The organism is Hydrotalea sandarakina, assembly GCF_003254115.1.
Classification (GTDB): Bacteria; Bacteroidota; Bacteroidia; order Chitinophagales; family Chitinophagaceae; genus Hydrotalea; species Hydrotalea sandarakina.
The window spans coordinates 284,707-297,914 of record NZ_QKZV01000001.1 but is presented as its reverse complement, the minus strand read 5'-3'; the positions used below and the strand labels follow the sequence as shown (position 1 = coordinate 297,914).

General features: G+C 35.4%; 9 protein-coding genes. 3 read left to right on the top strand and 6 right to left on the bottom strand.

What is annotated here, in order from left to right; all coding sequences use genetic code 11:
- Positions 1-125: 125 nt before the first annotated feature.
- Positions 126-938 carry an HAD family hydrolase gene (locus LX80_RS01310; RefSeq protein WP_111293228.1) on the top strand — a complete coding sequence of 271 codons (813 nt, stop codon included), beginning with the start codon at positions 126-128 and terminating at the stop codon, positions 936-938.
- 24 nt (positions 939-962) lie between these two features.
- Positions 963-1,979 (top strand): UDP-N-acetylmuramate dehydrogenase, encoded by a 1,017-nt coding sequence (murB, locus tag LX80_RS01305; protein ID WP_111293227.1) that lies wholly within the window; start codon positions 963-965, stop codon positions 1,977-1,979.
- 16 nt (positions 1,980-1,995) lie between these two features.
- Here murB and LX80_RS01300 read toward each other — a convergent pair whose 3' ends face one another.
- The 5 genes from LX80_RS01300 to LX80_RS01280 form a co-directional block, all read right to left on the bottom strand.
- The gene (locus LX80_RS01300) at positions 1,996-3,918 is read right to left on the bottom strand and encodes a gliding motility-associated C-terminal domain-containing protein (RefSeq protein ID WP_111293226.1); all 1,923 of its coding nucleotides are present in this window, start codon (positions 3,916-3,918) and stop codon (positions 1,996-1,998) included.
- Positions 3,919-3,946: 28 nt separating this feature from the next.
- Positions 3,947-5,494 carry a sigma 54-interacting transcriptional regulator gene (locus tag LX80_RS01295; protein WP_111293225.1) on the bottom strand — a complete coding sequence of 516 codons (1,548 nt, stop codon included), beginning with the start codon at positions 5,492-5,494 and terminating at the stop codon, positions 3,947-3,949.
- Positions 5,495-5,524: 30 nt separating this feature from the next.
- Entirely contained in the window at positions 5,525-6,622 is a 1,098-nt protein-coding gene (locus tag LX80_RS01290; RefSeq protein ID WP_111293224.1) for a vWA domain-containing protein, read from the bottom strand.
- Positions 6,623-6,770: 148 nt separating this feature from the next.
- Positions 6,771-10,055 (bottom strand): glycosyltransferase family 117 protein, encoded by a 3,285-nt coding sequence (locus tag LX80_RS14600; protein WP_245897909.1) that lies wholly within the window; start codon positions 10,053-10,055, stop codon positions 6,771-6,773.
- Positions 10,056-10,240: 185 nt separating this feature from the next.
- Positions 10,241-10,540 (bottom strand): hypothetical protein, encoded by a 300-nt coding sequence (locus tag LX80_RS01280; protein WP_111293223.1) that lies wholly within the window; start codon positions 10,538-10,540, stop codon positions 10,241-10,243.
- A 132-nt stretch (positions 10,541-10,672) separates the two neighbouring features.
- On the opposite strand from LX80_RS01280, the gene mtaB reads away from it, so the two are divergent.
- Entirely contained in the window at positions 10,673-11,956 is a 1,284-nt protein-coding gene (mtaB, locus tag LX80_RS01275) for a tRNA (N(6)-L-threonylcarbamoyladenosine(37)-C(2))-methylthiotransferase MtaB (RefSeq protein ID WP_245897907.1), read from the top strand.
- A 54-nt stretch (positions 11,957-12,010) separates the two neighbouring features.
- Here the strand turns inward: mtaB and LX80_RS01270 are convergent, their stop codons facing one another.
- On the bottom strand, positions 12,011-13,195 hold the full coding sequence (locus LX80_RS01270) for an acetyl-CoA C-acyltransferase (RefSeq protein ID WP_111293221.1): 1,185 nt from the start codon (positions 13,193-13,195) through the stop codon (positions 12,011-12,013).
- Positions 13,196-13,208: the final 13 nt, after the last annotated feature.

Below are 13,208 nucleotides of genomic sequence, written 5' to 3'. Positions count from 1 at the left end.
AAATGACAAACCGAATATAAATTAAAAAACAATTAAGTTGCCTATACTTTAAACACACGCATTGTTTAAATTACAGCGGCACAATACTTTTACCAATCGAATTATTAAACAAAAAAATTTATACTATGTTAAAAGCTGTTTTCATTGATATTGATGGTACTTTACTAAAATCAGATCATACCGTTAGCGATGCAACAATTAAAACAATTCAACAATTAAAGGAAAAAAATATATTGGTTGTATTAGTATCGGCAAGACCTGTTCATGGAATAAGTAGAATTAGTAAAATTGTTGGTTTAGAAACCGCTCCAACAATAGGATTAAATGGCGGTTATATAGCACAAAATAATCAGGTTATATACAAATGTAACATACCAGCTTCAACAGTAATTGCCTTACACAACGCAGTTGAACAATATCCATTAACTACATTGTATTACCAAGATGAATTATGGTTTGCAGAAAAGGAAAGCCAATATAGTATTAATGAACAAAAAATTACAGATGTTCCGGTAACAATACAACCTATAGCAGAAATAGTACTTCAATGGGAAAGAGATAACACAGGGCCTAATAAGATTATGATGATTGGTGATGAATCAACCATTCAACAAGTAGAATCAACTATTCAACCACAATTTGCCAATCAATTGAATATGGCCAAATCAAAGCCTATTTATTTAGAAGCTATGCCATTGAATGTATCAAAAGCAAAAGCGGTAGAAAAAGTAATTCAACAATATCATATTAAACCTGAAGAGATAATTACCATAGGAGATAATTTTAATGATATAGAAATGATAGCTATGGCCGGTACAGGAATTGCAATGGGAAATGCACCCGATGCTGTTAAAGCTGTAGCTAAATATGTAACTGACACTAACAATAACGATGGTGTTGCTAAAGCAATTCAACACTTTTTACAACAATGGTTTTAATTTTTTTTGATTTAAACTTGTTACATGCTTACATTAACCCATAATATTTCATTGCTACATTATAACACTTTCGGTATTGCAGTTGAAGCAGATAATTTTGTAGTAATATCATCATTAGATGAACTTGCTGAATTATCCGAAATGTGTAAGCAATTTCATCCATGTTATGTTTTAGGTGGTGGAAGTAATATATTGTTAACCGGAAATGTTACAGGTCTTACTATATTTAACCAATTGAAAGGAATTGAAGTAATAAAAGAAGATAATGAAAATGTTTGGGTAAAAGCCTTTGCAGGGGAAAAGTGGAATGACTTGGTACAATATTGTTTGCAAAATAATTATGCCGGTATTGAAAATTTAAGTCTAATACCCGGAAGTGTTGGTGCAGCACCTATTCAAAACATTGGGGCCTATGGTGTTGAGTTAAAAGATGTGTTAGAAAATGTAGAAACATTTTTAATTCATGAAAATACCATCAAACACTTTTCGAATAAAGAGTGTGCTTTTGGATATAGAGATAGCGTTTTTAAAAACGCATATAAAAATAAAGCAATTGTTATTTCCATTACTTTAAAACTTAGCAAAATACCTAAACCTATTATAGGTTATGGAAGTTTACAAAATCAGTTACAACAAATGGGAATTGAAAAACCCACTATACAACAATTAGCTGAAGCTGTTAACATTATTCGCACCAGTAAATTACCCGATCCGGCAAAGATTGGCAATGCAGGAAGTTTTTTTAAAAATCCTACTATTTCAAAATTTCGATTACACGTATTAAGCGAACAATACAACGATATCCCGGGATTTGGATTAGATGATATGTACTTTAAAATTTCGGCAGCCTGGCTAATTGAAAAATGCGGGTGGAAAGGTGTACGTGAAGGCAATGTGGGCTGTAATCCGCTTCAACCGTTGGTTATAGTTAACTACGGTGGCGCTACAGGCAAAGAAGTTTATGAATTTTCAGAAAAAATTGTTCAATCCGTACAAAAAAAATTTGGAATTGTATTGGAACGTGAAGTTAATGTTTGGTAACGGTATCACATTTGTTTTAGCGAATTATCAAAACTGAACCCGTACGAGGCGGTGTTCCATTTTTTAAATTAATAACATAGTAATAAGTACCAATGGGAACCGGTCTTCCATTAATAGTACCATCCCATGGATTGTTGTAACCCACAGAATGAAATACCACTTGACCACCCCTGTCAAAAACATTTACTTCGGCTGTTGGGTAGGTATATAAATCTTTAATTTCCCAATAATCATTTATGCCATCGCCATTTGGGGAAAATGCATTGGGAATTGAAATTTTTTTATATACCCTTATGAATGTTTTACTAATAGCTTCTCCACACCCTTGCTGAGATACTACGTGTAAATAATAAGTAGTATCAAAAGTTGGATAAACAATTGGATTTAACACATTAGGATTCGAAATATTGTAATTGGGAAGCCAAAAAAACTGAACATCATCACCGCCAATTGTACCATTTAATTGAACCTGATCCCCTTCAAAAATTGTGAAGCTTTTACCGGCATTGGCTTTGGGTAAATGTAAAACATTCACCATTACACTGTCAGTTCTAATACAATTACCATTACTTACCGTTAAATGGTAAAGTGTACTATCTGTTGGGGTTGCAGTTGGTTCCGGTATCGTGTCAGATGTTAAGGAATTGGCAGGTTGCCACTGATATTTTTCTCCCCCACTACCACGCAATACCACACTACTCCCCTCACATATTGTTTGTGCAGAACCGGCATTCGCTAACGGTACTGCATTTACACTTACCCATAAAGAATCACGATTGGTACAACCAATATCAGATGTAGCATAAACATAATAATAACCGTCATTTTGCTGTGTAATATTAGGAATAGTAAACCCAGGTTGAGTAACCTGAAACGAAGCAGGACCATACCATTCAAACTGGTTGGCAGTGTTACTGGTGGCAGTTACCTGCAGGTTATCACCTATACAACCTGCATTATTTGTTTGAATTGTAATGGATGGCCTTGGTTCAACATGAATAGTGTATGCATTAGAAGCAACCCTACAAGCAGGTAATAATATGTTGTTTCCTTGCGCTACCACTAAACGATATTGATAATCACCGGCCGGTGTTGCTAACCTGCTATAATTAGCAGATGTGGCACCATTAATATCTTGCCAACCCCCATTAACATAGGTTTGCCATTGGTATTGTGTATTGGCAAAACCCGAAGAAATATTCCCGTTTAATATTATTGTATTCTTTACTGTATCACAAATATTAGTATTTGCAGTTTGCCCGTTATTTGAAACGGTAATCAATGGGCCACATGGCCGAAAAGTAATATCATCTAACGCCAGGTCGTTGCCGCAGCCCCCGGGGGCATTGTTACGCATACGAATTACAACATTGCTGGTATTTAATGGTGTGGAAAAATAAAAACCATATTGCCGCCAGGTAGGTGTTGCAGTTTTGGGAATATCACCGGTTGAATATTGTTGTAATACAGTACCGGTAGTAGTTTCAATACTGAAGGTAACATTAGCCAATATTGGATGACCACTACATGCCGAAGGTGTATTTAAATTCAAAAGCCATGCTGCAAATTCATAAGTAGTGCTGGCGCATAAACCTTTTACTGTATCAACATAAAAATCACTGGGTTCATATGATGCATTGATAAGCATCATATAGCCATTAACACTGTTGGGTGTATGATCTTTTGGTAATACAAACCAAGTATTATTAAAACAACCACCTGTTGAAGAAGCAATGGTATATGCACCATCTTGAGGACAATCTTTGGAAACATATGTATAATTCGTTACCCCATAAGGTAACGGTGGACCAATTCCACCGCCGCTTCCAAATGTAATATCAACAACAGGATCGCCTAAACTACCCGAACATAACTGTCCCTTAGCTATATTATTGTAAGCAAAAAATAATATAATTAAAAAAAAGGGGTATTTGTTCATGGTTGCTTATAAGGGTAATAGCCTATGTTTAGTTGAAGTCATCCTCATTTAATTCATCATCGTCATCAAAATTCATGGCATTTAGGTTCATCATGCTACCCATTAAGTCTTTGAACTCTATTTTACCGTCAAGCATTTTTTTGCTAATAAGTGAATAGCCGGCTAATCCATGCAAAACAAATTCCATTAATAAAGCATTTTCTTTTTCATTCGCATAATGAAAATATTTTTTTACTAATGCATACAAGCCATCCACTTTATATAAAGCAGCAATCTTATCACTGTCTTGCATATCAGTCATCAAATCAATGTGATTTCCAGCATCAAACCAGCGTATAATGGCTTTATAGGGATTATCTTCCGGCTTTTCTTCTACTGACTTTTTGCCTACCGGCTTTTTCTTTTTCAATGCTTCAGGGTTGGGAAAATATTGAACAAACTGAGCTCTAATAGCACGATCGATTAAGTGTAATGCTACTTGATATGGTCCTTCCTGCTCACCTTCATACACTAATTCAATTTTTCCGGTTATGGCAGGAATGGTACCCATTAAATCGCTTATCCAAACCTGTGTTTGTTTTTCTTTAAAAATAATAGCTCTTCGTTCTGCACTGCTAATGGCATTTTCAAATGCAGCAATGGTTAATCGGGCACTTACACCGCTTTTTTTATCAACATATTCATTGTTACGTGCTTCAAAAGCAATTTGTTCAATTAATCTTTTAATCAAATCGCTTACATTTACTTTTTCTGCTTGTTGCGGAAGTATAGTTGCCTCTTGCTCTGTTATGGTTAATGCCGTTTCTATATTTTTTGGATAATGCGTTAATATTTGGCTTTGAATTCTATCTTTTAATGGCGTAACAATACTACCCCGATTGGTATAATCTTCAGGGTTGGCCGTGAAAACAAATAATATATCCAACGGCATTCTTAGTTTAAAGCCTCTTATTTGAATATCCCCTTCTTCCAAAATATTGAATAATGAAACTTGTATCCGAGCTTGTAAATCGGGTATTTCATTAATTACAAATATGCCACGGTTACTTCGGGGAATAATGCCATAATGTATTACTCTTTCATCGGCAAAATTTAGGCGAAGATTGGCAGCTTTAATGGGGTCAATATCACCAATTAAATCAGCAACACTTACATCGGGAGTAGCTAACTTTTCTCCATAACGTTCAGAGCGATGCAGCCAAGTTATCGGCATTTCATCGCCATATTCAGCTAATTGATCTTTTGCATATTTACTAATAGGATGAAATGGATTATCGTTAATTTCACTTCCTGCAACTACAGGTATATACTCATCCAATAATTCAACCATCTGTCGTGCAATGCGTGTTTTAGCCTGACCGCGTAATCCTAAAAACAAGATATTGTGTCGGGAAAGTATGGCTCGCTCAGTATCGGGTATTACTGTATCTTCATAACCATATATGCCACTAAAGGGATTTTCTTTTGATTGAATTTTGGCAATTAAATTGTCACGAATTTCTTCTTTAACTGATTTGGACTTATAACCCGATTTTTTTAATGCTCCTAAAGTTGTAATTTTTGAATAATCTGTCATTGCTTTTAATTTTCTATTTCTTGCTATAAACTAATAAACGGTTTTGCTTTTGCCACTTTCAAAATCTTTAAAAATAAATGCACCCAATTTATCTAAACTGGCAAAAAATGCTTTACCTTGATTCATTTCAGTAAACTCTTGCACAAATTTCTGTAAATATGGGTCGGATGCTATCATAAATGTTGTAATGGGTATTTTTAGCTTTTTGCACTGTGCAGCGAGGTTAATGCAACGATTTAAAATTTTTCTATCAATACCAAAACTGTTTTTATAATATTTTTTCCCAATTTTTAAACAGGTTGGTTTGCCATCGGTAATCATGAAAATTTGTTTATTCGGATTTTTTCTTCTTCGCAAAATATCCATGGCTAATTCTAAGCCAGCTACGGTGTTTGTGTGATAAGGCCCCACTTGCAAATACGGCAAATCTTTTATTTCAACGGGCCATGCATCATTTCCAAACACCACAATATCTAAAGTGTCTTTAGGATATTTGGTTGTAATGAGTTCACTTAAAGCCATTGCAACTTTCTTGGCAGGGGTAATTCTATCTTCACCATATAAAATCATAGAATGTGAAATATCTATCATTAATACGGTGGATGTTTGGGTTTTAAAATCTGTTTCGCGTATTTGCAAATCATCTTCACGCATAGAAAAACTTTCTATACCATGATTAATTTGGGCATTGCGAATACTTTGGGTAAAATCAATTTGTTCCAACATATCGCCAAACTGAAAAGGACGTGTTTCAGGATTTATTTCATCGCCCTGACCCGGTTTGAAGGTAGTATGATTGCCGGATTTTGTTTTTTTAAGCTTACCAAAAATTTCCTCAAGACTTTTTTTACGAATGGTTTGTTCACTTTTAGCAGTTAAATCAAAATTTCCGGTAACAACATTTTCTTGCAGATATCCATTCTTTTTTAAATCTTCAATAAAATCGCCCATTCCATATTCAGGATTGGTTAATTGGTATTGCTTATCTAACTCATTCATCCATTGTAAAGCTTCAGCAACATCGCCACTTGTATAAGTAAGCAACTGGGTAAAAATGTTTAGCAGTTGTTCAAATAAAGATTGCTGATTATCGGCCGGATTAAATTTTATGAAACGATGTCCTAACATAATACGAAAACTACGAAAAAAATTGTTATTGAATAATTAATTAAATTGATGGTTGCATCAATTCATTCAATATTATAACAATCATAACCCAATATGGTTAAAAAAAGAAAACCGGAGAGTTACTCCGGTTTTCCAGTATTTAATTGAATTACTTGGCTTTTGATTTAAGTTGAATACTTTTTCCGGAATCCATACCGGGAATTTTTCCATTTTCAATTACCGGTACTTTTGGATAGTACATTTCTTTAAGTTGTTCTAATGCTTTTAAATAACTTTCAGCTGTTTGTTTATCATCAGCCATATTTTCAGCATTAGTGCCGGAAAGACCATTATAAAAGCGAATTTGTTGTTCCAAATCTTTTTTAACGGAAGCACTTACTTTGGCCGCTAAGGTTGTATCACCCGCTCTATAACATGCATCTAAGAATTGTAATGATACTCTATCATGATAATTGGCTCGACTTACCATTCCATAAGGGAAGTTTTCCTGTAACATTCCTTTATCTGCTTTTTCCAATACTTCACGGGCTTCCGCTTTTCTTCCTTTATCTGCTAAATCGCTAGCCAATTCTGCATACGCCTGACGAATGCTTAATAAGTGTCTTCGATTTTCCTCATCAAAATATACATTTTTAACATCGGCATTTCCAAATGAAAACTTATGTAGCAAATTATTCACCATGGTGTCGGTATTAATATATTGATTTTCTACAGGCACTAATCTATAAGTTAAACCATCTTTACGCAAATATTTCTGAAAGCCCAAGTCGCTAAAATAGCCGGTAAAGTAAATTGGGCGTTTCCATTTATTTGCAGCAATAATGTTTAACATGGCAATGTCGTTCTTCATTAATGTACCGCGAGGAATTTCAAAACGAAGTTCCGGAACAATGGTATCAGTTGGATTAACGGTACCATTTCTACGAACCAAAGCAGTATCAACAGGAACCGATACTTTACGAACCGGGAAGGTATTAATAACATCACCGCCACCGCGGTCAACCATTTTATCAGGATCATCGCTACCGGCATAATTCTTCATTAAATCGTATAAATCATAGTAACGATCTTCCGGAATATTGGGTTTGGGTTGATAAACAATGTAATCACGTTTGCGGCCTTCTATTTGAGCTGCACTGTAAATTACATCAATAGGATCGCTTTGGTTTACTTTGTAACGTAACTCATTAATGTACCAATCAATACCTAACAAACTATAGTTAATTACACGGATATCCGGACGAATACCTTCAACTTCCTGCGCATACCAAAGCGGATATGTATCATTATCACCAAACGTAAATAGTATGGCGTTAGGAGCACAACTTTCTAAATAATCTTTTGCCAAATCGCGTGCAAGTGTTTTACGACTTCTATCATGATCATCCCATTCCTGTTGAGCCATTACCGCAGGAACTGCTACTAAACATAACAGTGTTGCTAAAATTGCTGCACTGGTTTGGGGTAACTTTTTACTGAACCATTCAATAACTTTCATTACACCTAACCCAATCCATACTGCAAAGGCATAAAAACTACCTACATAAGCATAATCACGTTCACGTGGTTGATTGCCCGCCTGATTCAAATAAATAATAATGGCAATACCGGTAAAGAAGAATAACAAGAAGTTGGCAAGTGCATCATCACCCCTTCTTTTAAAATGATAAAATACACCAATTAGTCCCAGTATAAATGGCAATGCAAATAAAGTGTTATGTCCCTTACTGTTTTTGATACTGTCGGGCAATAAACTTTGATTACCATATAACAAACTATCAATAAAATTAATGCCTGTAATCCAGTTACCATCGCGAACATTGCCTATAAACACTCCTTGAACGTCATCTTGCTTTCCAATAAAGTTCCAGGCAAAGTATCGGAAATACATGAAATAAAATTGATATTGGATTAAAAATCGAAAATTATCGAATTGATTGGGTGTTCTATCATATTGTACCTGGCCGTTTTTATCACGATATTTTTGAATGCCCAAGAAAGATGCATAATAATCAGCATGGTATTGATCATTGCTGGCATCCCATACACGGGGGAACACCATTTTATCTTCAGGCATGTAAACATAATGGCCTTCACGTCCTATTGAAATATATTTATCTTTTCCTTTTTGATATCTTTCTGCTCCTTCTTTATAGTCCACAGGATTAGCCGTAAATTTTTGACCATACAATAAAGGGAAATCACCGTATTGATCACGTCCTAAGTAGCCAACCAAACTCATTGGATTATCTACATTATACATGTCGATAGAAGGATTGGCATTACTGCGGATCATGGTAGTTAAATAAGTGCTATAGCCAACCAATACAAAAGTGAAGCACCACAAGGCTAAACGTAAATAGGGCCATTTTTTCTTGTTAGCATAACGTAAGCCAATCCAAATTAATACAGCTAAAACAATGAAAAAGAATGTAAAGCCGCTGAAGAAAGGCAAGCCTAAGTTGTTTACAAAAATTCTGTCAAAAACACCGGCATATTTAATAGAGTATTGAATTACCACAATTTGTACAATGCCGGTAAGCACACAACCAATAACGAAAAATATATATATGCCGCCATAGTAATCTTTCCGGTCTTTGTAAACTTTTTCAATTAAATATAAAATACCGATTACTATTAATGTGCCCACTATCATCAAAGCAGGAACCGTATTATCCATAGGAATATTGTCAGTTGCTTCGGAAGATGCACCTGCTAAAGCACCAATGAAAGCCAAGATACCGCCAATAATTACAATACGTAAAAACCAGGTGCGAATTGCCTTATAATTAAATTGTTCTCTTCTGCGGAAATAATAAACCATTACTACTGCGGGTATATTCAATAAACACAGAAGGTGAATGCCGATTGACAAACCAATTAAGAAGAAAATTAATACCAACCAGCGGTCTGCCCCGGGTTCATCAGCTACATTGTCCCATTTTAAAATTGCCCAAAATACAATGGCACTGAAAAAAGAACTCATAGCATATACCTCACCCTCAACTGCGCTATACCAGAAGGAATCAGTGAAAGTATAGGCTAATGCACCTACCACACCGGCTCCCATAATGGTCCATGCCTGAGTTGGTGTGATGGTATCATTCACGCCCACTTTTGCAATTCTGCGAGCAAAATGGGTAATAGTCCAGAATAAGAATAAAATGGTGAAACCACTGGCTAAAGCACTCATAACATTAACAGCTTTTGCGGCTGTTAAAGGATTGTTTCCAAACAAAATAATAAATAAACGACCCAGCATTACAAATAAAGGTGCACCGGGCGGGTGTGGAATTTGCAATTTGAAACTACTGCTAACAAACTCGCCGCAATCCCAAAAACTGCCATTTGCTTCTGTTGTTAATATATATACCGTGCAGGCAATTATTGCCACGGCCCAACCTACCAGATTATTGGTTTTCTTAAAATTCATGGGTTTTATTTTTTTTAGAGCGGAGCAAACATAACTTTTTAATAGGAAAATTTAAAATGCTTTATTGATAACATACAATATTCAATAAAATTTTACTGGAACATATATCAATAAAAGTATCTTGAAGTTTAACAAAAGACAGCCTATTGGCTTGGCTTAATTGATTGCATTGAGAAAACATGATATTATTTAATAACATTAAAACTGTACAAAATGGTGGTAATAAAAAGCAAAGAAAGACCAATCATAAAAACAATATCAGCTATATTTTCATAAAATTGGCTGCGCTGATTGTTGGTTCTTATGGAAATAAACGACAAAATACAACTGCCCATAAATAAAATAATAGCTAAGGTTGTTACTTCATCAATAAAGGTTTTTTCAGCTATTTTCATAACTTTTAAAGAAGCCAAAAGAATAAAACAAATTCCTAACAAATTGGAAGAAGCATTTAATATATGAGGTGACTTTTCTCTGTTGCTCACAAACTTTTAATTTGAATGTAGCAAAATAAAGCATAACCTATTTAATAAAAAGTTATTATTTCAGTCAGGTAAGTCCTAAGGCATTAAAAGCACCTAAATAATTTTAAATTCCGGCTACGTATCTTTGCCCCCATGAAGAACATGACAAAGCAGCGCTCGGTAGCACTTCACACCTTAGGGTGTAAATTAAATTTTTCGGAAACCTCTACCCTAACCCGTTTGTTAGAGCAAGAGGGTTTTGAGAAAAAAGCATTTGATGATGTAGCAGATGTTTATGTAATTAATACCTGCTCGGTTACTGACAATGCTGATAAAGAATGCAGGCAAATTGTTAGAAGAATTCAGCGCAATGCCCCCGACAGTTTTATTGTAATTACAGGCTGTTATGCGCAATTAAAGCCCAATGAAATTGCGGCTATTCCAGGGGTTGACCTGGTTTTAGGTGCCGCTGAAAAATTTAATATCGTACAACATTTACAACAACTAACAAAAACAACCGGCAATGCCACAATTTGCAGTTGTGATATTGATGATGTTACAGGTTTTAACAGTGCCTTTTCCATTAATGATAGAACCCGTACTTTTTTAAAAGTACAGGATGGCTGCGACTATAACTGTTCATTTTGCACAATTCCCATGGCACGTGGTATTAGCAGAAGTGATACTATTACTTCAGTTTTGGCCAATGCGGAAACAATTGCCCAAAATGGCATTAAAGAAATTGTACTAACAGGTGTGAACTTGGGCGATTTTGGAAAAGGGCCTGATGGTAAGAAAAGAAAAGAAAACTTTTTTCAACTTATTCAAGCTTTAGATGAAATTCAAGGTATAGAACGCTTTAGAATATCTTCTATTGAACCCAATTTATTGACCAATGAAATTATTCAGTTTGTAGCTTCCAGCAATAAGTTTATGCCGCATTTTCATATTCCGCTACAAAGCGGCAGTAATGCTATTTTGGGGTTAATGCGCAGAAGATATCAACGAGAATTATACCAAGAAAAAGTTGCAACCATTAAGGCGCAAATTCCACACTGCGCTATTGGTGTTGATGTAATTGTTGGTTTTCCGGGAGAAACTGACACACATTTTAAAGAAACCCACGATTTTTTACACCAATTAGATATTAGTTATTTACATGTTTTTACCTATTCCGAAAGACCAAATACTTTAGCGGTAAACTTGCCCGGTGCCATTCCCATTTCCATAAGAAATGAACGCAACAAGATTCTTCGCAACTTATCTTTTAAAAAATTGCAATACTTTACTGCACAACATACCGGCACTACACGTAAAGTATTATTTGAAGATGCCAATAAAAATGGCATGATGGAAGGTTATACCGACAATTATATTCGCATTCAAACCCCTTACAGAAAAGAATGGGCGAATAACATTATTGATTGGACAATATAAAACCCTATACTTTGTAAAGTATAGGGTTTATCATTAATCAAAGTGATTTAATTATTAAGCCAATTCAACCACCATTGCACTTGCACCACCGCCACCATTACAAATGCCGGCAACACCAATTTTGCCTTTATGTTGTTTTAAAACGTTAATTAAGGTAACAATAATTCTGGCACCACTACAACCTAAAGGATGCCCTAAAGACACAGCCCCCCCATGAACATTTACTTTAGCAGCATCTAATCCCATTTTTTGAATATTCACAAGTGATACAACTGAAAAAGCTTCATTAATTTCAACAAAATCTACTTCATTCATGGTAATACCTGCTTTTTGCAAAGCTTTGGGAACCGCCAAGCTGGGGGTGGTTGTAAACCATTCAGGTGCTTGTTCGGCATCTGCATATGACCGAATGATGGCTAATGGTTTTATGCCTAAAGCTTCTGCTTTCTCTTTACTCATTAATACAACAGCTGCAGCCCCATCATTCATAGTTGAGGCATTGGCAGCAGTAACGGTACCGTCTTTCTGAAAAGCGGGTTTTAAAGAAGGAATTTTATCGAACTTAACGTTAAATGGTTCTTCATCTTTATCAATCATAACGGAATCACCATTGCGTTGAGGTATGGATATTGGTATAATTTCCTCTTTAAACCATCCTTCTTTAATTGCTTTTTGACTGCGTTCATAACTTTCAATGGCATAGCTATCCTGTGCTTCACGAGAAATGTTGCACTCTTTGGCACATAATTCGGCAGCATTACCCATTGCATAATTGTGATAAACATCTACCAACCCATCTTTTGCTAATCCATCAACTAATGTGCTATCGCCATATTTGTTACCCCAACGCATATTGGGTACATAAAATGGAACATTGCTCATACTTTCCATACCACCGGCAACAACCACATCAGCATCACCCAACAATATATCCTGTACACCATGCGCTATTGCCTTCATACCACTGGCACAAACTTTATTTACGGTAGTACATACTACATTGGCAGGTAACCCAGCAAAAATAGCAGCTTGTCTTGCAGGTGCCTGTCCTACATTGGCCTGCAACACATTACCCATGTAAACATTTTGTACCTGATTTACATCTATACCTGCTTTTTCTATTGCGCCTTTAATAGCAGCAGCACCTAATTGTGTAGCTGTAAGTGATTTTAAACTACCACCAAAACTTCCAATCGGCGTTCTTACGGCCGAAACTATGTAAACAACTCTTTTATCCATATAGCAATTTTTG